Annotated in this window: 18 protein-coding genes; 6 read left to right on the forward strand and 12 right to left on the reverse strand. The window is 64.2% G+C overall.

Annotation, left to right across the window (positions count from 1 at the left end):
- Positions 1 to 49 precede the first annotated feature (49 nt).
- The 8 genes from AAHS21_RS31115 to AAHS21_RS31150 all read right to left on the reverse strand — a co-directional run bounded on the left by AAHS21_RS31115 (position 50) and on the right by AAHS21_RS31150 (position 11,254).
- Positions 50 to 1,318 (reverse strand): hypothetical protein, encoded by a 1,269-nt coding sequence (locus tag AAHS21_RS31115; RefSeq protein ID WP_342931161.1) that lies wholly within the window; start codon positions 1,316 to 1,318, stop codon positions 50 to 52.
- Positions 1,319 to 1,387: 69 nt separating this feature from the next.
- Positions 1,388 to 2,245, reverse strand: coding sequence for a methylenetetrahydrofolate reductase (locus AAHS21_RS31120; protein WP_342931162.1), 858 nt, complete (start codon positions 2,243 to 2,245; stop codon positions 1,388 to 1,390).
- A gap of 292 nt (positions 2,246 to 2,537) precedes the next feature.
- Positions 2,538 to 3,593 (reverse strand): AraC family transcriptional regulator, encoded by a 1,056-nt coding sequence (locus AAHS21_RS31125; protein WP_342931163.1) that lies wholly within the window; start codon positions 3,591 to 3,593, stop codon positions 2,538 to 2,540.
- A gap of 306 nt (positions 3,594 to 3,899) precedes the next feature.
- Complete coding sequence (locus tag AAHS21_RS31130; RefSeq protein WP_342931164.1) at positions 3,900 to 4,607, reverse strand: XRE family transcriptional regulator; 708 nt, start codon at positions 4,605 to 4,607, stop codon at positions 3,900 to 3,902.
- Between the two features lie 79 nt (positions 4,608 to 4,686).
- On the reverse strand, positions 4,687 to 6,783 hold the full coding sequence (locus AAHS21_RS31135) for a LuxR C-terminal-related transcriptional regulator (RefSeq protein ID WP_342931165.1): 2,097 nt from the start codon (positions 6,781 to 6,783) through the stop codon (positions 4,687 to 4,689).
- Positions 6,780 to 7,310, reverse strand: coding sequence for a flavin reductase family protein (locus AAHS21_RS31140; RefSeq protein WP_342931166.1), 531 nt, complete (start codon positions 7,308 to 7,310; stop codon positions 6,780 to 6,782). Before AAHS21_RS31140 ends, AAHS21_RS31135 begins: the two co-directional genes overlap by 4 nt.
- A 98-nt stretch (positions 7,311 to 7,408) precedes the next feature.
- Complete coding sequence (locus AAHS21_RS31145; protein ID WP_342931167.1) at positions 7,409 to 10,423, reverse strand: BTAD domain-containing putative transcriptional regulator; 3,015 nt, start codon at positions 10,421 to 10,423, stop codon at positions 7,409 to 7,411.
- A gap of 537 nt (positions 10,424 to 10,960) precedes the next feature.
- Positions 10,961 to 11,254, reverse strand: coding sequence for a hypothetical protein (locus AAHS21_RS31150; protein ID WP_342931168.1), 294 nt, complete (start codon positions 11,252 to 11,254; stop codon positions 10,961 to 10,963).
- A 143-nt stretch (positions 11,255 to 11,397) separates the two neighbouring features.
- Here AAHS21_RS31150 and AAHS21_RS31155 point away from each other — a divergent pair, with 143 nt between their 5' ends.
- Positions 11,398 to 12,069 (forward strand): GntR family transcriptional regulator, encoded by a 672-nt coding sequence (locus AAHS21_RS31155; protein ID WP_342931169.1) that lies wholly within the window; start codon positions 11,398 to 11,400, stop codon positions 12,067 to 12,069.
- Between the two features lie 42 nt (positions 12,070 to 12,111).
- Here the strand turns inward: AAHS21_RS31155 and AAHS21_RS31160 are convergent, their stop codons facing one another.
- The 3 genes from AAHS21_RS31160 to AAHS21_RS31170 are packed head-to-tail and all read right to left on the reverse strand — an operon-like array spanning position 12,112 to position 14,860.
- Positions 12,112 to 12,960, reverse strand: coding sequence for a tetrahydrofolate dehydrogenase/cyclohydrolase catalytic domain-containing protein (locus AAHS21_RS31160; protein WP_342931170.1), 849 nt, complete (start codon positions 12,958 to 12,960; stop codon positions 12,112 to 12,114).
- Positions 12,957 to 14,057 carry a maleylacetate reductase gene (locus tag AAHS21_RS31165; protein ID WP_342931171.1) on the reverse strand — a complete coding sequence of 367 codons (1,101 nt, stop codon included), beginning with the start codon at positions 14,055 to 14,057 and terminating at the stop codon, positions 12,957 to 12,959. The genes AAHS21_RS31160 and AAHS21_RS31165 overlap by 4 nt, the downstream gene beginning before the upstream one ends.
- On the reverse strand, positions 14,057 to 14,860 hold the full coding sequence (locus AAHS21_RS31170; RefSeq protein ID WP_342931172.1) for an SDR family oxidoreductase: 804 nt from the start codon (positions 14,858 to 14,860) through the stop codon (positions 14,057 to 14,059). The genes AAHS21_RS31165 and AAHS21_RS31170 overlap by 1 nt, the downstream gene beginning before the upstream one ends.
- Positions 14,861 to 15,081: 221 nt before the next feature.
- Between AAHS21_RS31170 and AAHS21_RS31175 the strand changes: the two genes are divergently transcribed.
- The gene (locus tag AAHS21_RS31175; protein WP_342931173.1) at positions 15,082 to 15,858 is read left to right on the forward strand and encodes an FAD synthetase family protein; all 777 of its coding nucleotides are present in this window, start codon (positions 15,082 to 15,084) and stop codon (positions 15,856 to 15,858) included.
- A gap of 27 nt (positions 15,859 to 15,885) precedes the next feature.
- On the opposite strand, the gene AAHS21_RS31180 is transcribed toward AAHS21_RS31175, so the two are convergent.
- Entirely contained in the window at positions 15,886 to 16,716 is an 831-nt protein-coding gene (locus AAHS21_RS31180; RefSeq protein ID WP_342931174.1) for a dioxygenase, read from the reverse strand.
- Positions 16,717 to 16,898: 182 nt separating this feature from the next.
- Here AAHS21_RS31180 and AAHS21_RS31185 point away from each other — a divergent pair, with 182 nt between their 5' ends.
- From AAHS21_RS31185 to AAHS21_RS31200, 4 genes are all read left to right on the forward strand, one after another.
- Positions 16,899 to 18,419, forward strand: coding sequence for a 4-hydroxyphenylacetate 3-hydroxylase N-terminal domain-containing protein (locus AAHS21_RS31185; protein ID WP_342931175.1), 1,521 nt, complete (start codon positions 16,899 to 16,901; stop codon positions 18,417 to 18,419).
- A 133-nt stretch (positions 18,420 to 18,552) separates the two neighbouring features.
- The gene (locus AAHS21_RS31190) at positions 18,553 to 19,320 is read left to right on the forward strand and encodes an ABC transporter permease (protein WP_342931176.1); all 768 of its coding nucleotides are present in this window, start codon (positions 18,553 to 18,555) and stop codon (positions 19,318 to 19,320) included.
- Positions 19,317 to 20,174: an ABC transporter permease gene (locus AAHS21_RS31195; RefSeq protein ID WP_342931177.1), complete on the forward strand. Its 858-nt coding sequence runs from the start codon at positions 19,317 to 19,319 to the stop codon at positions 20,172 to 20,174. Before AAHS21_RS31190 ends, AAHS21_RS31195 begins: the two co-directional genes overlap by 4 nt.
- A 4-nt stretch (positions 20,175 to 20,178) precedes the next feature.
- The gene (locus AAHS21_RS31200; protein ID WP_342931178.1) at positions 20,179 to 20,907 is read left to right on the forward strand and encodes an MCE family protein; all 729 of its coding nucleotides are present in this window, start codon (positions 20,179 to 20,181) and stop codon (positions 20,905 to 20,907) included.
- The last annotated feature ends 48 nt before the right edge of the window (positions 20,908 to 20,955 follow it).

Consider the following 20,955-nt stretch of genomic DNA (forward strand, 5'->3'; position numbering starts at 1 on the left):
GATCGGACCTTCGGATATTCAGATCATCCTCGGGAAGGTGCGCCCACTTTCACGCCCCCTCACCGAGGCTCATCCACAGGTTCTGATCATTGCTCCTCGTCGCGGTGGATGCCCACGCTCCGTGGTTCGCCAGGTAGGCACTCCACGTGGAGAATCCAATCATCCGATCTCCCTTGAGGACCTTGTCGTAGCTGGCGATCGAGTAGACCGCGTTCGGCATATCCAGGTACTTGGCGCGGTCCTCTGCCCTGTCGAACAAGCTGCTCTTCATCACACGCGCAACGTCGTCGGGATTCCAGGTCAGCCACACCTGCCTCTTGTGCGGCCCCGCCGCGAGCTTCTGCAGAGCCTCCTTGCCGTGGAAGTCGTGGGCGAAGTTCACGACGCGCCCGTAGCCCAGATCGTAAGGAGTGACGTAGTAGTCCTCGATATTCTCCGAGTAGAAGCTGCCGCCGAGCGAATAGTGCGATTCGAAGCCGGCGGCCGGCAAGAACTCCCGATAGCCCTTCATGTCTTCACCGGTATAGATGGCCGGTATCGGCAGCGAGATCCATCCGGACTCAACCTGGGTGGTCAGGTACGAGCGTGCACCGCCCATTTGCAGACCGAACTCCTCGCCTGCGGCCTGCAGCGCCTCGAGAACCTTGGGCCCGTCACTCAGCGGTCCAGTCATCTCCAGACCCGTCTTCTCCACACCGGGTAGGCCGATCATCGTGTGGTTCAACGCCCGCACCCTCGTCCCCGCGATGACGAATTCGCCGATGTTGAAGAATTTGATCGGCTCGATGTGGCCCCCGGCGGCCTTCTCGACGATGTTCAGCGCATTGGGGCCCTGCAGTTGAAAGCGAAAGATGAACCGAGGATTGGGATTGAATGGCGTCGCGTCGTCGCGCACCACCTCGACGTCGTAGTCGCCGGTCTCAGCACGATACTGCATGTAGTTACCTGCGCCGGGAACACCGACTAGGCTGTATTCGTCATCGTCGATGCCGAATAGGATCGCGTCGGCGATGTACTTTCCGTCGCTGTTGACAGCCACGAACTGTTTGGCCTTGTTGCGTCCGAACTTCGAGAAGTCGTTGACTGCGTAGTCGGAGAACAACCGCTTGACGTCTGGACCCTTGAAGTAGGTGTCGAACATGTGGAAAGTCTGGTCGTAGAGCACCGCGGTGTTCCACGCCAGCTGCTCATCGCGCCAGTTGCTGATCTCTTCTGGAAGCGGGATGAGATAGGGCGGAGTGGCCTCCTTGCGCAGCATGAGCGCCGGGTTTCCGCCGGAAGCCTGGATCTTGGCTTCCAAGGTCTCGGGGTTTGTCATGTATCGATTCCTTTCCTGTGCTCCGTCGTTGGAACGAAAGCTCTGTTCTGGCGTGTTGCGACAGCTCTATCACTTAGCCGAAATGCGTTGCTGCCAAGACACTGTCGCGTCTATCTGGTTGAACGAGAAGAGATGGATGCCCTCTATGTTGAGGTCGGAGGACATCAGGTCAGGGCCGATATCTCTGAGTAGATCCTCGGGTGCATAGTTGCGGCCCAGCACGAGATTGCCCACGATGCCGTGTTGTTTGGTCAGGAACCTCAGCGACTGCCCGACGCCGATTCGCAGCGACAGTTCGGCGAGCTTGGCAGCTTTCAGCGCGGCGGCGAGCCCGATACGTAACGGCAACGTGATGCCGGCGGCGCGGCTTTCCTCCAGCCACCGCACCAGCGTGCGCGGATCGAAACACAGCTGGCTGACCATGTAGTCGGCATATTCCTGCTTTCGGTGCAACGCTTCTGCAAGTGCATCCAAATCGATCTTCGGATGCCCTTCCGGATAGCAACCGACGCCCAGACGCGTCAGCCCATGGTCAAACGCGCTGAGCGCCACCAGAATCGACTCGGCATCGAAGAACTTGCCCAGCGGTTGATCAGCATCGCCGCCCACGACGTAGAGATCGGTCACCCCCAGGTCGACGATGCGATGAACGAAATCTCGCAACATTTCCTCGGATTCGACCATTCGCGCGGCCAGGTGTGGGACGACTCGATAGCCATTCCTCCTCGCCGCGGCAACGTGGTCGATCGTCCGCTCCAATCCGAACTTCGGCGAGCACGTGATCGTAACGGTTGCACCCGTGGGGACTGCCTTGACCTTTTCGTCGGCGCCCTTCAGGGGGATAACCTCGATATTGGCGCTCGCCAACTGATGTCGTACCCATGCGTCGAACTCGCGGGGCAAGGTCTGTAGGTCGTGGCTAACCATGGTGTCCGTTCTATTGAGTGCTCGGGTATCGTCGGCCGACCTAGGTCGGACTAGTCCGCATCCCGCTGCGCGGCCGACCGACGGGCCTGTAGCCGAAATCCCTTTGGCGCCAACCGCTTCACGTGGACTAGAGCGAAGTTATGACCTCTTCCGCCCGCCAGCAAGCCATGTGTCGAAGTCGCAGTGGCCAATAGCCGAAGTCCCAACCCTGTTCGCTTTTTGGCTAGCCAACGGGTGCAAAGTGGCTCGCGTGGGTGCGAACCGTCCTGGGGGCAAACTGCCCTCCGCGGGCTCAACAAGCAGGACTGTGCAGTTGCGTCGAGGGCGCCACACCGAATACTTGGCGGTATCGTTTGGCGAACCTGCCGGTATGGGCAAAGCCCCACTTCATCGCGATGTCAGTGACAGTGGTGCCGTCGCGGGCGTCGCCACGACAAAGCTCTTCGTGCGCGCGTTCCAACCGTGCCCGCAGCAGATACGCGTTCGGTGTCGTGTCCAGCTCCTTGCGAAATGCCAACTCCAGTGCGCGTGTGGTGACGCCAAGTTTCGCGGCCAGATCGCTGACCGTGTACTCGGCGCGCTCTTCATCGTGGATGAGATCGAGGACCGCACGCACACTGCGACTTGAGGCAGGCCCGCTGGGATAAAACAGCTCGGCAGTGTGGCTGTGGCCGATCGTCACGAGCATCGTCGACAGCGCGTGCTCGCTGAGCCTGCGAGCGAGCAGCCTCGGGAGCCCGCCATCTGTTCTGCAACTGTTGAATGCGTGCATCAACGTCGCGGCCACTCCGAGCAGAGCCTGCCGCTGCGCCCCGACGAGCTTGGCCGAATCGAACTTCAGCGCCGCGCGGTCGGCACGCGGCGACAGGCCCAGCAACGCCGCCCGCAGCGCGGTGGCATCCGCCCGCAGGGTCAGCACCCAGCTATCCGCACTCCATAGCAGGCGGACTCCGTCGCCCTGCGACAGCGTCGCCGCGCAGTCACGAGGCGTTGCAACGAAATCGGTATTCTTCACCCGCACGAGAAGCCGCCCGCGGATCGGAATCAGCACAGCCAGATAGGGATCATCCTGTGCGGGCCGGTCCACGGCCACTTCCTGGCCGTAGCTCATCAGGCACAGCGAGATCGCGCCCGCTTCGGCGACGTTGCCGACCGCGGCGAAGCGCCCGTCGCCCGCGTGAACCGTCAGCCGATGAGGAGACAAGAAGCTCGCGATGACCTTCTCGGCCCGTTCTGGATCAGCGGTGCGGTACCGCTCATAGCCCCGCAACAACGAGCCCGTGGGCTCGACGAACGGCTCCGAGGGCCAAGACCCCTCGGAGGTGACCGCGGGATCGCGGGTCAGCATGCCACCTTCAAGGCGCCCAACCTGACGTCGACCCTCCATCGCGAGACCGGTCACGCGCTCACCTACGCCGAAGACCCTCGTGTGTGCCGTACATCACAGGGCCAGACTAACCGGCGTGGACGCGCGTGCCAGAAAGGTTTCGCTTCGGTTAACACCCCGCTCGCGGAGGTGATGGCCCAGACGTGGCGATCGCCACCACGGTGTCCATCAACCCCGCATCGACTGGCCGGGTCCATGCGCCTCTCCCTGCCGACACCAGCCTCAGCAGCTGTTATTTGTTGCCAAGCATCTGGCTGATCGGGGCCGTCACCCGTACTTAGCGCTCTTGGAGCGGCGAGTGTGCTCGATGCCGGGCTGCGGCGCAGAATCCGCGGGTCCCGCCATCGGCGGTGCGGCGGCAACCGCGGGATCCCTGCCCACCACATGCCACAGCCCGAAGGCGGGCTCGTCCTCGCGGTTCACATATGAATGCGGAATGGCCGAATCGAAACTGGTCGACGCCCCCGGCTCCAGCACGAAGGTCTCGAATCCGAGGTGAACGGTCAGGCGCCCCTGGATCAAGTAGGCGTACTCGCGACCGGAGTGGCTCATCAAACCGCCTCCGGAGGAGGAGCAACTGCCTGGCGGATATGTGACGAACAGAGCATCGACCAGAGGATCCGGTCCGGCGGTCAGGCGCTCCCATATGACGCCGGTGTCCATCACCAGCCGTGCGCGATCGGCGGGGGTCACCAGAGGCGACGAGGTGCCTTCGGCTGCCGCGGCGGGTCCACGCTGCTCGCCGGACAACAGTTCGTCAAGTGAAAGCGACAACGCCGAGACCAGTGCATACAGGGTCGCGACCGAGGGTTGGGCGCGCCCGTTCTCGATTTGCGAGAGCATGCTGGCTGAAATCCCGACCCGCCGGCTCAGTTCGCGAAGGCTGATGTTGGCGGCGATTCGGGCGGCACGCAACCGTTCGCACGCCTCGGCCTCCACCTGCGCCCCTTCCCGTCGCCAGCAGATACTGGTCAATGGCGGCCACCACCATGTCGTTTAATTCTGCTTAACGACACAGCGATGCGCAACGCGCGTTGGACTCGGGGCGCCGTGATCAGGCGCGTGGGATGAGGCCATGCTCGCGGGCGGTCTGGACCGCGGCCGTGCGGTCATGGGCGTCCAGCTTGCGAAACAGCGACCCGACCTGGGTTTTGACCGTGTTGTGCGAGACGTGTAACTCCCGCGCGATTTCACGCAATGTCAAAGGCCCACTGAGTGCCCGGAGAATAACCAGCTCACGACTGGTGAGGCGGTTGCGCGCGCCGGCGGCCGAATCAATTGAACCGCACCGCTGATCGACGAGCAGGTTCTTCAGGAGTGTCCCGGCCTGCTCCGGTTTCAGCAGCGAACGTCCCCGCGACTGCGCCAGACGGTAGGCAACGGGTTGAGCGGCCCGCTGTGCCGCCGCAGCACGCAGAAACTCGGCGAATGCCGCGTGGTGCGGCCCGCACGACTGGGCAGGCGATGGGTTGGCCAGCACCGGAACCTCATCACCGGACAGCTGCAGACAGGCGATCGATATGACTGGAACGGTCGCCCGGAGCGGATCCTGAGCGTAGGTCCCGACGGCCTCCTTCGCGGCAACCCGTGCCGTGTCGTCATCGCCGCGCGTCGCAGCGCAGGCGACCATTCCGTCCAACGCTCGGACCCGCGCGTCTGGGTAGTCCATCTTCGTGGCGGCTGTAGCGCTGGCATGAAGCTCTGAAAGGGCCTCGTCGGTCCGGCCGTCCCACAGACCGATCAGACCGGTGGCGAGCTGGTGTACCACTATCCACCAGGCATCGGCGGCATCCTCCTCGGCAGGCGCCGCCAGACAAGTGCGCGCATCAGCCAACTCGCCGCGTTGCAGGAAGGTCAGCGCACGAACGGCGCGGTGGCGGTCAGGTCCGCTGCCGCTGAGCAGGTGCGCCGCCATGTCGGCGTCACCTCGGGCCAGCGCCGCCGCAGCGGCCGATCGCGCGACCGGACCGGCCAGTTCGGCGCCCAGTCGGCCCACGCGCTGCAGCAAATCGCCGGGACGCGCGGACGGCCAGGCGGCGGCGAGCATCTCACCAGCCCGGTGTGGCTTGCCGGACTCCAGTGCATGTTCGGCCGCAGCGAGAAGGTTGCCCTCCCGCTCGAACAGTCGCAATGCGCGATGGTGCAGGTTGGCCCGCAGCTCGGGTTCGCACTGCCTGAGATGCTCGGCGGCAGTGGCCCTGAGCGCGGCATGGCATATCCAGCCGTCCGCGGTGGGCTGTAGGAACATCGACGATCGCGCGAAGGATGCCAGCGCGCGGGTGGCCCAGGTGCCAGTGACGGCGTTTACCCTCGCTGGGCGCAGCTCACAGAGCACCGAGGTCTGCACAATGGCCGCGCGCTCGCTGGGAGTGGCCTTGCCGAGCACCTCGGCATGGACATAGTCGACGAGTTCACGAGGCAGGCCGCCGGCTCGGCCGTGCCGCATGGCTAGGCCGGCGAGTCGCAGCCCTACCGCCCACCCGTCGACCCCACGCTGGATTCGGGCCGCCTCGTCCTCGCTCACGGCGCGCTTGGCGACGACTCCGAGCAGCCGATGGGCTTCAGAACCGGTGAAACGCAAGTCGTCGTTGGTGAGCTCTGCCAGGCGACCGAGCGCTCTCAATTGAGCGACGGGTCCTGCGGCGGGTCGATTCGTGGCCAGTACCACGCGGACGTGCGGTGGCAGTTGGAGGACGAAATGTGTCAGTGATTCCTTGGCCCGGGGGTCGACGACCGCGTTCAGACCGTCCAGGAACAGCAGCAGCGGTTCAGTGACCGTCAGCTTGTTGAGCAGCGCCGGAATCACGCGATTGAGTAGGGTCTGCGGATCAGTGCGGTCGCGAAGTGCGGTCGGATGCCTGTCGTGGCAGAGCGGTTCGAGCGCTTGCAGAATCGCCGACCACATGTCGCACAGCCCTACTTTGGACGGCCCCAGGCTTACCCAGGCGTAGCGCGCACCTGTGCTGCGTACCCACTGTGACAACAGCACTGTCTTGCCTGCCCCGCTCGGTGCAGCCAACAGAATCGCCGGTTCGTCGAAGGTCTCGAGCCGATCGAGAAGTCGGGGGCGGATCAGCTCGTCTGGGTGCAGGTCAGGGGGCCGCAATCGGCTGCGGACCACGACGGGGACCTGTTCAAGCAGGGCGGTCACATCATCAGCTCGAGGTGCAGTTCATAGGCGTGCCGGGCATGGGAACTAGGCTTGCACAACGGCAGGAACGACCGCGAGAAGTACACCAACGGGTCGGCGCCGGCGACATGATCACAATCGATGACGTCCCCGATGAAGATGGTGTGATCGCCGCCGGGCAGCGCGGACGCGACGTCGCAGACGAAATGCGCGATGGCGTCTTCGAGCAGCGGGACGTCGTCGTCGCGAAGCGCGACACCTGCGAACTTGTCGGGACGCGGCGTCGCGAAATGAAGGGCGAGCTGCTCTTGCCCGTTACCTAGTACGTTCACCGCGAACCGGCCGGCCTGCTGGATCGCCGCCCGGGTCGGCAGGTCAGTGCGAATGCAGACCAGAAGCTGCAGGGGGTCGATGGACAGGGAGGCGACCGCGCTCGCGGTCATCCCCGCGGGCCCCGCATCGGTGCGGGTGGTGATTACCGCGACACCGGTGCTGAAATGCGATATCGCCTGCCGGAATGCCGCGGTGAGCTCGGCGGATTGCGTCATCGATGGCACGATGCCCTCCCTGTGATCGAGTACTGGCTTGGTCGCTGCCGTGAACTGTGGCACAGCGGTTGTTAACCGAGCCGAAACTGCGATTGGGGTCAGGCCCGCATCCGCGCTACGTGCCGTTGCACTGCTACGGACGGCGGAACGCCGAGGTCACGCATCGCAGCTAGATAGCGCTGGTAGGTCGCCAACACACCGTCGTCGCTGCCGCTAGCATGCGCTAGTGACAGCCGCAGCAGCCACGCATCCTCGTGGTACAGCTCGTGTCGCAGCACCACGTCGACAGCTGTCGATGACTCCCAGTACCTGCCCAACCGGTAGGCGGTTCGTGCCAGGTCCATCCGGGCGCGCAGCAGCCGCTCATTGACCTCGGCCCGCCGCGCCTCTACCCAGTGGCTGTTCAGTCCGGCAAGGTAGGGACCTCGATCCGTGCGGGCCAACGCTTCAGTGAGGGTATTCAGACGAGTCTCGCCGTCTTGGCGATCGGCTTGGTTGATGCGCGCGAAGACCTCTTCGCACGTGCCGGCGAGAACGTCGGGACCGGGGACTGAGACACGGTCGCCGTCTAGAACGGGACTGAATTCCTCGGGCAGAGTCTCCCGAAGCCGGTAGAGGGCCTGCCGCAGATAGCTTCGCGCGGCCGGCTGACTGCGGGAACGGAACAGACCGTCCAGTAGATCTTCGCGGCTCGCGGAGCGATCCGGCGCGGCGATGAGTCGGGCCAGCAACTCAGTACTCTTGCGCAGCTTCGGCGTGACCTCCACGTCGTCGAGAAACAGCATCGGCTCGCCGAACTCCTCGAGGACGATTCGTGGGTGCGGGGCCGTGACGGTCACGTCGGCGCGTCGGGCAAGCAGCGACGTCAGCTCATGCCATCGCGACGTCCGATGCGGCTCGGTGTCGGCCCCTCGTACGGCCACCGCGGGCACGTCTTCGAGCGCTGCCAGCAGCAGGTGAACCGCACCCATCTCGTCTGCCGTCGTCAGGGCCAGCCGCGCCGCCTCGTCGGCAGCCTCCTCGTTGCCGGTTCGCCAATGTGCTTCCGACAAGTAGGTGGCCGCCGAGATCAGCTCCAGCCCGTGCCCGGTCCGCTGCATACTCGCCGCGGCCGCGGCGAGCAGGTCGCGTGCCAGCGCGGCCTCACCGCGCAACAGATGGGCCAGCCCCCGCCAGAGCATCTCGAATTCCCGGGTGAGGGAATGTATCTGGGCGCCTGACTCATTGGCGGCGTCCAATGCCAGCATGGCGGCGGCGGGATCGCGGTGCAGCCGGAGGTGCAGCCGGGCTTCGACGACGTGCAGCAACGAGGCGTAGATCGCCGAGCCGCTCGCGGCCTGCAATTCCCAACCCTTCTTCACTGCTGACCACGCATCCCTTGTGCGCCCCAGATCGGCCATCAGTTCGGCGGCGTCAATGCCGTGCAGCCACAGCGGTTGCGGTTTGTCGCGATGTAGCTCATAGAGCTGCATCGCCTTATCGATCTGCCCGGTGGCGCGCAGGCCGGCGATGATCCACGGGGCGCCGACCACCGTGCGCCACGGGCCGTGGACGTCCGGAGAATCAAGCCCTTCCAGGCGACCGTTGACGTAGGCAACCCGCATCAGGAGTCCGTCCAGTGGACCGGACGGCGTGGCGGCGAATTCGGGGAACCCGTTGGTTGCCTTGTCGCTACTCAGCCCAAGGGTCGCTTCGGCGATGGCGCGGGCGCGTCCTGGTCGCAGCAGGCCGGCTACGCGGCGGGCCCGATCTAGATCATTGAGGTGCCACAGACACCATGCCAGCAGCGCAATGGCCTCGTCGGTGCTGTCTTCGGCGCGCTCGGCGAGCGCGCCGACCCACTCCCAGCCGTTTGCGTCGAGCAGCGCGACACCTCGCTTGGGTTGTTCGAGGCCGAAGGCCACGCGCAGGATGTCCGACGACATCTGCGGACCTGCCGGTGCGGTGGCTCCGGGAGGGAAGGCGTCGAGCCAGCGGGCCGCCGCTTCGAGGTCCATGCGCTCAACCAGACCCGGTAGCAACTGAACAGTCAGTTGCCATGCTCGATCGTGATCGCCGACATCGAGCAGGACGTCGACGGCCTCCTCGAGTTCACCGCGTTTGATGAGCAGCTCGGCGTAGTTACGTCGAAGTGTTTGAAGTTCGGCGACGTCGACGAGTTCCAACAGGCTCAGCAGGTAGTCGCGGAACTGGGGCCCTACGGCAAAAGTGTGTTCGCGCGGCCAGGCCACCGGGAGATGGCGGCCCCGCAGGGATGCGATCAGCCGGCCCGGGTCTTCGACGCCCAGCGCCCGGGCATCGTCGATGTTGACTTCGGCCAACGGGCTGGTACGGATCAGGAATTCGCTTTCCTCTTCGGGCAACTGTCCCAGCACCTGCGCGGCGAGGTACCGTTGCAGCCTGCTTGCCGACTGCTCGGTCGGCGAGCTGGACGCGAAAAGCACCCCGGTCACCCAGCCGCTCGCGTGGTGCACCGCTTCGGCTGGGTCGACGTCTTCGCGTCCGGCGAGTCGAAGGGCTTCGGTCGCCTCCTCCACGGTGAACTCCAGGTCCGCGTCGACCATCTCAGCGATGCGCTCGATCTCGCAGGTTGCCCCCGCATCGAGCGGAATGGCGACGCGCGAGATCAGGACCAGGCCAACGTCGGCGGGTACGTACCGAACGAGAGCCGACAGTGCGGTCACCGCGCCCGAACTGTGCACGACTCGCTCGACGTTGTCGCAGACCAGCACGAGTCCGCTGCCGTGCAGGCTCTCGGCCAACAGTCCCGCCGCCTCACCCACCGGCAGCCCGGCAGCCAGGGCATCCGTGGCGGCGCCATCGGCATCAGGGGCATGTGGGCTCACCGCAGCCTCGAGGTAGAGCAGAAGGCGTCCAGCGGCGGCCTCAGTCCCATCGAGGGTCAGCCACGCCAGTGGGTGGCCGACGTCGATGAGGGCTGCGGCGACCGCGGTGGATTTGCCGGCGCCGGCTGCGGCGCAGACTGTCAGAACAGTGCTGTTGCCGAGGTGGGTTTCGATGAGGTCAGTCAGCCGGCGGCGGTGCACGACGGCATCGCCGAGAACCGGCGGAATCAGCTTCCGCTGGATCAGACCTCGAGCCGGGCGCGTCACCCTGCTGCCAGCTCACTGGGCAACGCTGCCCCCTTCGAGTGTGTGGCTTATCACAGGCAATGCAATGGTAAGTCTTACCTGATCGTCCGGAGACCCCGATCGAGGTCCAGAGATGACGGGTGATGCGGCGGGTCGTCTGATTGCGCCATGCCTTCACCTTGACTCATCCGGCCCACGTTAATCAATACTGAACACCCGACGCGTGTTGATAAGTGGTTCGCTGCCTTGTCTCCGGTTCGTCCGGGAACGGGCGCAAACCCGTGGTGAAGGAGTCGATCGGTGAGCATGCTCGGGCTCGGTTAGATGGGTTGAGCAAATACTGACCCAACCCATTGACGCAGGCCACGCCGTCGGCGTGTGGAACCGAACGAAGGGCAAGGCGACTGACCTCGTTGCCCGGTCGTCAAGCTTGGTCTGCATCTGACGATCGCCAGAACTTTCGCTTTGCCGCCGGCAGCTGTTGCCGGGCTGCGTTTCTACGGGTGCTGCGGAACCTGGACTTGAATTCGGATCGGCCGTACTGCTGGGGGTTCGCGTCTACCCGGCCTCCGGCGTGGGCGCGATATCGCCATGGCGCAGGCCGATGGCGATACCCATGGTGGCGTTGAGCCACGGGACCAGGAAAGTCAGCATGATCTGACTGGCCTGCACCCACGTGAAGGGATCGTCTCGCACACTCGAGAACAGGTTGACCATGAAAAGCGTCGATCCCACGATGGCGGCCGCGGGCACGGTCCGGCACACCGACCGGCGGCGCACCGCACCGCGGAGCGCCGACGGCCATCCGGTCACGTGCATCGTGGCCTTCGCTGCACTTTCGGTGGGCGTCAACGCAGGGCTACTAGAATTGGATCCCATATCGTCGGCATTAGATCGGATGACCCCGAAATCTGTGCGAAACTGGATCCCAAGAGCCACGGAGGGGAGATTCGTGCCGGCGTGTGATTTTCGCTAACGGCTAAGGACAACACATCGTGATCGTGGACAACCGGTCGCCCCGCAAAGAACCGTCGACCAGCGAGCGGATCGCAGCGTACCTGCGGCAGGCGATCCTCAGTGGCGAGATTCCCCCCGGCAGCCGGATCCGGCAGGAGGAGATCGCCGCACGCCTTGGCACCAGTCGGCTGCCCGTCCGGGAGGCGCTGCGGATGCTCGAGGTGGAGGGTCTCACACAGCTCGAGGTCAACCGCAGCGCCCGTGTGCCCGAACTGGATCCAGACGAATTGGACACCATCTACCAGATGCGTGAGCGCATCGAGACACTCGCGTTACGGCTGAGCCTTCCGGATCTGACCGTCGAGCAGGAATCAGAGCTGTCAGGTATCCAGGACCAGATCGAGGACAACGCCGACGTCGGACAGTTCCTCGAGCTCGACCGGCGATTCCATCTGCTCACATATGCCGGCTGCCCACCGGGCGAGCTGCTGAGTTCGGTGACTCGGCTGTGGAATTCAACGCAGCACTTCCGTCGCGCATTCATGGTGCACGATGGTGCGCAACGGCGCTGGATCGTCAACGCCGAACACCGGCTGTTACTCGACGCGATCGCGCGACGCGACAGTGTGGATTGTGAGCGATTCCTCGGGGGGCATATCCGGCGCACCCGCATTGCGCTCGCCGAGCATCCGGAAATCTTCCAGCGCTGAATTGGCTTGTGCCAGAACTACTCTGCTAGTGGCGCCAGATGTCTATCGCAGCGATGCTCGACGTTGTGCCGCTTGCATTGTCTGACCAATGAGCGCCGCGATCGTCATCGGGCCGACACCGCCGGGCACCGGCGTGATCAGCGAGGCACGTTGCGCCGCGGAGTCGAACTGCACGTCGCCGACATTGCCGGGGTTGTAACCGGCATCGATCACCACCGCGCCCTGGGCGATCCAGTCGCCGCGGATCAGCTCAGGCTTGCCCACCGCGGCGATCACGATGTCCGCATTCAACAGGTGTCCGGCAAGATCGGTGGTGCGCGAATGGCAGTAGGTCACGGTGGCATCGAGCGCCAGCAACAGCATCCCCAGCGGCTTGCCCAGGATGGGGCTGCGCCCCACCACCACCGCCCGCTTCCCCACGATATCGACGTTGTAGGCGTCCAACAGCGCCATGATGCCCGCCGGCGTGCAGGACTGGAATCCGCTCCCGCCGAGTGCCATCGCCGCAAAACTCTGCATGGTCACACCGTCGACATCCTTGCTCGGTTCGATCGACTCGAACACAGCACGCTCGTCGATGTGTCCGGGAACCGGATGCTGGACCAGAATGCCGTCGACGTCGGGATCGTCGGAAAGCTCCCTGATGCGCCTTACGACTTCGGCCGTCGTGCTCGATGCATCCAGTTCCACGCTGCGCGATTCGAATCCGACCTGCGCGCAACGGTTACGCTTCATCCGTACATAGGTATGTGAAGCGGGATCGCTTCCCACCAGGACCGTCGCCAGCAGCGGTCGACGTCCAGTTGATCGCAGGAAGATGCCGACCTCTTCGGCGACCTGTCGGTACAGCCGGTCGGCTACCGCCGTCCCGTCCATGATCTGTGCGCTCACTCGCATCCTCCTTCTCGCCGCGCGTGCACCACCGGGCGGCGGCCATGCCATGCATCATCCAGCAGCGTTCTGATACCCGTCGAGGTGATGGGGCGCGGATTGGGATATGCGGCCGTGGACGCGATTTCGGCAGCCTCGTCCAAGTCCTCGGCGGCCAGCCCGAGCGACGCCAGAGACGTCGGACCATCCAACCGGGCTACGAGATCCCACACTCCGCCCGGCGCGTCGTCAACACTCATCGCGTCGGCAAGCGCGTCCATCACCTGCGGAACGGCAGCGGTGTTGTAAGCCATCGCATGCGGCAGAACTACCGCGTGGGTCGCCGCATGCGGCAACCCGAAAGTGCCACCCAGCGTGTGACAAAGCTTGTGGTGTAGCGCCATGCTCACCGATCCAAGACACATCCCCGCCAGCCAGGCCCCGCGCAGCAGCTCCGAGCGCACCTGCGTGGCGAACGGTTGCCCTGCCAGGCCGCGTAGCCCGTCTGCCAACAGTCGCACCGATTCAAGTGCCCAACTGTCGACGGCAGGGTTGGAATCCCGCGCGTACAGGGCCTCCACCGCGTGGGCGAGGGCGTTCACGGCGCTGGACACCGACAGCGCCACCGGCATGTCACGAGAGAGGTCAACGTCGTAGATCACTGTTTCCGGCAGCACGGCGGCAGTGGCCCTGGTCGTCTTGCGGCCATCTGCAGTCTCGCCCAGTATCGGAGTGACTTCAGAGCCGGAGTAGGTGCTTGGCGCGATAATCAGGTCGACGTCCGTGCGTGCGGCAAGGGCCTTGGCCAGCCCTGTGGTCGAGCCGCCGCCCACCGCGACCACGCAGTCGGCGTTCAGCGCGTGCAACAAGCCCAACGCATCCTCGGTCACACTGACCGGAGTGTGCATGACCGCGCCGTCGAACCGTCCAACACACAGTTCACCGAGCAGATCGGCGACGCGATCACCAACGGAGCGCAACACCGCCCCGGACAGCAGCAGAACCCGGCTTCGCCCCAGACGTTCGACTTCGCTGCGCACCGACGCAATCCGACCAACTCCGAAGACAATCCGAGCGCGTCTGCCGGTGTAGACGAAGTCGTCGAGGCCTGGGGCCATCACGCCACCGGCTTACTCAGCCCACCGTCGACACGCATCACCTGCCCGGTCATGTAAGACGCTTCGTCAGATGCGAGAAACGCTGCAGCCGCACCGATCTCGGATGGTTCTGCCCACCGGCCAAGCCGGATGCCTAATGCCTTGACAACTCCGGCACGCACATCGTCGGCACTGATGCCCTGCTGAGCCGCGGCTGCTTCATTCTTGGTCAACCAGCCTTCGGTCTTGGTCATCCCCGGCGAGATCGCGTTGACCCGAACATTGCTCTGCGCGGCTTCGGTCGCCAGGAAGCTCGTCAGTGCGACGACGGACGCGTTGACGATGCCAGTGACGCCGGTGTTCGGAACGGGGACATGAGCCGTCGCACCCGCGACATTGACGATGCAACCCTTGCCGGACTGTCCCAAGTACGGCAGCGCAGCTCTCGAGACACGCAGGAAACCAAGCAGTTTGGTGTCGAATGCCGACGTGATCACGTTCTCGTCCGCATTCACGACCGGCGACGGCGCCAGCTGTGGGCCAGCGTTGTTCACGAGAATGTCGAGCCGGCCTTGCCAGCCGTTGGCCTGCTCCAACGCCGCCTTCACCGACTCGTCGTCGGTGACATCGGCAACCAGCGGCAACACCTTGATGCTGTCGGCGGCCATACGCGACGCGGCGGCTTTCACATCAGCGTCGTTGCGGGAGACGATCGCGACGTGGGCACCACGCTGCAGCAGCGCCTCAGCGATGGCGAAGCCCAAGCCTCGGCTGCCGCCGGTCACAAACGCCGTCCGCCCGTCCAGGCTCCAACCTGCAGTCATTTTCTGGGTCTCCTTCGTGTCTCGTGTCTTCGCCTGCGCGGTTCAGACCGTCGCCGCCTCGATGCGGTTCAGCCGCAAGTGCATCGGAGCGAGGCAGTGCGTGCAAGGACCGTTAACGGCCAGTTCACATCTGTTGTACGGGGCGGGATCGGCACGGTCAGGTCGACTAACGCACGGCAGCGCACAGTAGGGGGCGACAGTGCTGCGACGGGGAAAGGGCCATGAGCGTGGAGATAGTGACACTCACGTCGCCGCCGGGACCGTCCGCATCAACGCAGTCGATGACTGCGCACTCCTCACATGCCGGCCCGTACTCCAGCGTCGCCATCGGTTCCTTCGACGGAGTGCACCTCGGGCACCGCCAGGTTCTGGCCGGCTGCGACACGGTGCTGACATTCGATCCGCATCCGATGCAGGTGCTCACACCTCGACGGGCCCCCTGCCTGCTCACCGACCGCCCGACCAAGTTGCGCAAACTCGCAGCCCTCGGAATCAAACGGACTGCGATCATTCGCTTCGACGAGGCGTGGTCGCACCTGGCCGGAGATGCTTTCGTCGAGGGTGTGCTGCTGGATCAACTCGGAGCCCGAATCGTCAGTATTGGAGCCAACTTTCGATTCGGCGCAGGCGGCACGGCAACCCCGGCGACGTTCGCCGACTATCCGTCGCTACAAACGCGGGTAGTGCCGCTGGTCACCGATGGATCGAACGGATTGCCGATCTCCTCGACGCGAATACGGCAGCTCATCTCACGGGGTGACGTCGAGGCAGCCTCACTCCTGCTTGGCGGCCCGTTAGTCCTACCCGGACACGTTGTCAGCCACGAAAGCCTGGTCATCAGCCAGCGGTTCGCGATACCGGCGCCTGGCGAATATTACGGCGGCATCGACGGCCGTCCGACCCTGGTTCAGGTGACCAGCGAAGGCATTACCGCCGCGGTGGCTGGTGTTCCGATGGGCTCCAAGGTGGCCGTGGCGTTCCTGCAGCGCAACGACTGACGCCCAACGGCGACGCGACGCAGCGATTCAGCCTCGCGGCTGTAGCACAAACGTGTATTCCAACTGTTCACTGTCGCCGCTGTCGTCGCTGGAGAAGTCTGCGATCAGCGCAGGCTTCACACCGACGACGGGGTCGCAGTCCAGGTAGGGATCCCCCTTGCGGAACACCATGGTGGTCAAGGTGGAGAATCCGGGCGCAACGATACGCACATGGACGTGTGCGGGCCGCATCACCGAGCGGTTACTGGCACGCATGAGCTCACCGACGGGGCCGTCGGAGGGAATCGGGTAGGACGCCGGTGCGATGCTACGGAAGGACACGTACCCGTCATCGGAGCTGCGGAACAGGCCGCGCATCGCGGTGCCATTGAGGTCGGCGATATCGGAGTCGTAGTGGCCGTCACCGTCGCTGTGCCACACATCGAAGAGAGCCCCTGAAACCGGTCGGCCCTCGGTGTCGACGATCCGCGCGCGCACCGACAATGTCGCGCCGGACAAGCCTCCCGAGATGTCGTACCCGTCAGGCAATGTCGGGCGGTCTTCACGAAAAAACGGCCCCAGCACGCTGTTGCCGGTGGCCGTCTCGTCGCGACGGCTGTTGACGGCGTCGACGAGCATGGTCACGCCCAAGACATCCGACAAGAGGATGAACTCCTGTCGTTGCGATGTACACATCTGGCCCGTACGAGTCAGGAAGTCGATCGCTGTCTGCCACTCGCTGTCAGCGAGGCCAACCTCGCGTATGAGGTCGTGCAGGTGGCGCACCACCGCGCACAGGATCTCAAGGGTGCGCTGACTCGGAGTGGACCGCATCGCAGCCAACACCTCGTCGGTGATGGACACGCCTTCATCGGGCATCGCCGGTCTCCTCATCCCAAAGGCAATCGAGCCCGACAGTATTCACGGAGCGTGAATAGAGTCGAAATCCGCGCGAAACCACAATCACCCGCCCACGCGGTGGCCCATTTCACCCCGGTGCAGTCCACACTCCAGGCTCGGTGCAGCCAAGGGCACCACGGAACACGCAAGGAGCCGCGCAGATGCTGCGAACCGGAAATCAATACCTCGAAGCGCTCAACGACGGGCGCGCCGTGTGGGTCGGAGACGAACTCATCGACAACGTCGCCACCCACCCGAAAACCCGCGACTACGCCCAGCGAATCGCCGACTTCTACGACCTGCATCACCGCCCAGACCTGCAGGACATCATGACGTTCGTCGATGACGACGGAGAACGCCGGTCGATGATGTGGTTCCGCCATGTGACCAAGGACGAACTGAAGCGCAAGCGTCGTTACCTCGAAACAGTCATCAAGGAGATGGGCGGCGGTGCTGCGCCGCGCACTCCCGATGTCAACAACTATGTGTTGGCCACCTACGTCGATGATCCCGAGCCCTGGAGTGAGCAGGCCCGCGGTACCGACGGTCGCGATCTCACCGTCGGGATCAAAGAGTTCTACGAACTGGTCATGGATGGCGACCTGAACGCCGCACCGGCCTTCGTGGACCCGCAAACTGATCGTTCCCGCGAATCCGCGCAAGCCGAATCGCCGGCTCTGCGGGTCGTCGAGACTCGCGACGACGGCATCGTCGTGCGTGGCGTCAAGGCCATCGGTACCGGAACGCCGTTCGCCGACTACATCCACGTCGGTGTGTTCTTCCGCCCGGGTATCGCAGCCGAGCAGATCATCTTCGGCGCCTTGCCGGTCAACACCCCAGGCGTCACGCTGGTGTGCCGCGAAAGCACTGTGAAAGACAACGAAACCGAACACCCACTGGCTTCACGCGGCGACGAGCTGGACACAGTGATCCTCTTCGACGACGTATTCATCCCGTGGAACCGCGTGTTTCACCTTGGCAACCCCCAACACGCCGCGATGTACCCCCAGCGCGTGTTCGACTGGCTGCACTACCAGGCCATCGTCCGCCAGATGGTGCGCGCAGAACTCATGGTCGGGCTGGGACTGATGATCACCGAGCACATCGGTACCTACCAGTTGCCACCGGTCCAGACACGTCTGGCTCAGCTCGTCGGGTTCTATCAGACGATGCGGGCGCACGTGATCGCCAGCGAGGACGAGGGATTCAACACCCCAGGCGGTCTCTACAAGCCCAACGTCCTGCTATTCGACTTTGGCCGCATCCACTATCTCGAACACATCTCCCGGATGGTCAACGAACTCATCGACCTCGCCGGCCGCTCGTCGCTGATCTTCCCATCGGAGGGCCAGTGGCAGAACCCCGATCTTCGCAAGTGGCTCGAGCCGCTGCAGACCGGCCCGGTCGGCAGGCCCTACGACCGAATCAAGATCAGCCGCGTGATTCGCGATCTGTTTCTGTCCGACTGGGGTGACCGGATCAGCGTGTTCGAAAACTTCAACGGCACACCGCTTCTGACGATCCGCATGCTCACCATGCATCGCGCCGAAATGTCACCGTCGGGTCCTCTCGGCGAACTCGCACGGAAGGTCTGCGGCATTACTCTGCCTGAGCCCGAGGGCGATACGGAGTACACCGAGCAGGCTGAATACGCCCGGCGCCAGGACGCGCGCGCAAGCTGAACACCACGCGCGAGCCCGCTACTGCATTCATCGTCGAACAGTAGGAGACAAATCCCGTGCCCAGCTGTCAGTGTGCGCGCAAGGCGGCGCCAGCACCGCCGTCCAGAACGTCGGCGATACCGAAGGCCGGCTCATGACGTGGACCGAAACCCGCGCGGTGGCGCCACTGCGCGCGGTCGGCAATTTCTGGGCCGTGGCACTCGACGCGTTGATGGCGATATTCCGCTGGCCCTTCGCGTGGCGGGAACTGATGGAGCAGACGTGGTTTGTCGCACGGGTCTCGCTCTTTCCTGCGATGGTGCTTGCGATTCCGTTTACGGTGGCGTCGGTCTTCACCTTCAATGTGTTCCTGATCGAGATCGGCGCTGCGGACTACTCGGGAGTCGGCGGTTCCATTGTCGCCAACGAAGTCGGACCGTTTGTGACGGTGCTGGTCGTCGCGGGGTCGGGCGCCGCGGCGATCTGCGCCGACCTGGGTGCACGCACCATCCGCGAAGAGCTTGATGCGTTGCGCGTCATGGGCGTCGACCCTGTACGAGCACTGCTGGCGCCCCGGGTCGTGGCAGTCACTGTGGTTGCCTGGCTGATCAATTCGCTGGTGACGTTGACCGTGCTGATCGCGGCCTTCATGTTCAGCGTGTTCTTCCAGCACGTCACCCCCGGTGCGTTCGTGGCGGGCCTGACGCTGGTCACAGGTCTTCCCGAAGTCGCGGTGGCCATGGTCAAGGCCACGACATTCGGCCTGACGGCCGGCCTCATCGGGGTCTATCAGGGCACGACGGTGAAAGGCGGACCCGCCGGGGTGGGCAACGCGGTCAACCAGACAGTGGTGTATTCGTTCTCGCTGCTGTTCTTCATCAACGTCCTCCTCACCGCCATCGGTTACGAGGTGATCGGATGAGCACCGTAACGGTTGCAGGCCAACGCTTCCCAAGAACGACGCATGCGGTTTCGACCGCACGCGCAGGTTGGGTGCGACTCGGTGAGCAGGCTCGATTCTTCGGCAAGACACTGGTGTCGCTGGTCGACGTCGTCATCTACTACCGGGCCGAGTTGCTGCGCCAGGTCGCCGCGATGAGCCTGGGCACCGGGGCGCTGGCGGTAGTTGGCGGTTCGGTGGCCGTGGTGGCATTCCTGACGATGTCCACCGGCGGGACCATCGCCAGCGAGGGTTTCAACCAGTTCTCCAACATCGGCGTCGAGGCGATGACCGGATTCGGCACGGCGTTCGCCAACACCCGATTGGTCACGCCGTTCACCGCGGCCATCGCCTTCGCTGCCACCATCGGCGCAGGCGCTACGGCGCAACTGGGTGCAATGCGGATCAACGAGGAAATCGATGCACTGGAGGTGATGGGCATCCGCGCCATCGCGTACCTGGCCTCGACCCGTGTCGCCGCCGGAGTGATCGTCGCCGTCCCGCTGTACTGCATCGCACTGATCCTCGGATACTCTGCGGGCCAACTGATCACGACCACTTATTACGGTCAGTCCTCAGGCGTGTTCGTCCACTACTTCAACACGTTCTTCATTCCCACCGACGTGGTGCGGTCGTTCGTTGTCACCGTCGCCGAGGTGACGACGATCATGTTGATCCACACGTACTACGGATACACCGCGGCCGGCGGGCCGGCCGGCGTCGGCGAGGCGGTGGGTCGCGCAACCCGCGCATCGCTGACCGTCGGCGGGCTGGTGATCATGTTCGTGACGCTGGCCCTCTACGGCCGCACCGGCCAGTTCAACCTGGCGGGGTGAAGCGATGAGCGGGCAACGGAGACAACACAAGAAGAGAATCGCCCCCGAGTGGCTGGCGCTGTTCCTGGTGGTGTGCATGTGCGGCGGTGTCGCACTGAGCCTGGCCGCGTTCAACCAGGCCTTCACACCGGCGGTGCCCGTCACGCTGACTTCTGAGCGGTCAGGCTTGGTGATGGAGCCTGCCGCCAAGGTGAAGATGCGCGGCGTACAAGTCGGCCATGTTGCGTCTGTGACCGGCGGCCCGAACGCGACCAGTCTGCGTTTGGACATCGATCCCAAACAGATCAAGAACATTCCTGCCAACATCGAAGCCCGGATCAACAGCACATCACTATTCGGGCAGAAATACGTCGACCTCATCTACCCGAAGGATCCGAGTCCACAACGGCTCTCAGCTGGCGCGGTGTTGAGATCGGAGAACGTCAGCGTTGAGGTCAACACGCTGTTCCAGAACGTGGTTGATCTGGTCAAGCAGATCGACCCCTACAAACTCAACGCCGTGCTCTCAGCGCTGTCTGAGGGAGTGCGCGGGCGTGGCGAGCAGATCGGTCAATCCATCACCGATACCAATCAGGTTCTGCTGGCCTTGAATTCGCGCACAGACACGATGCGCGACGACTTTCGGGCAATCAAGAACGTCAGCGATACCTACAGCGCAGCCGGGAAGGATCTACTCGATACGGTCGCGAGCAATGATCAGAACCTGTGGATGAGCCTCGGTGAGGGGGCGTGAAAGTGGGCGCACCTTCCCGAGGATGATCTGAATATCCGAAGGTCCGAT

Origin of the sequence: Mycobacterium sp. 050272 (genome assembly GCF_039023525.1) — a bacterium.
Classification (GTDB): domain Bacteria; phylum Actinomycetota; class Actinomycetes; order Mycobacteriales; family Mycobacteriaceae; genus Mycobacterium.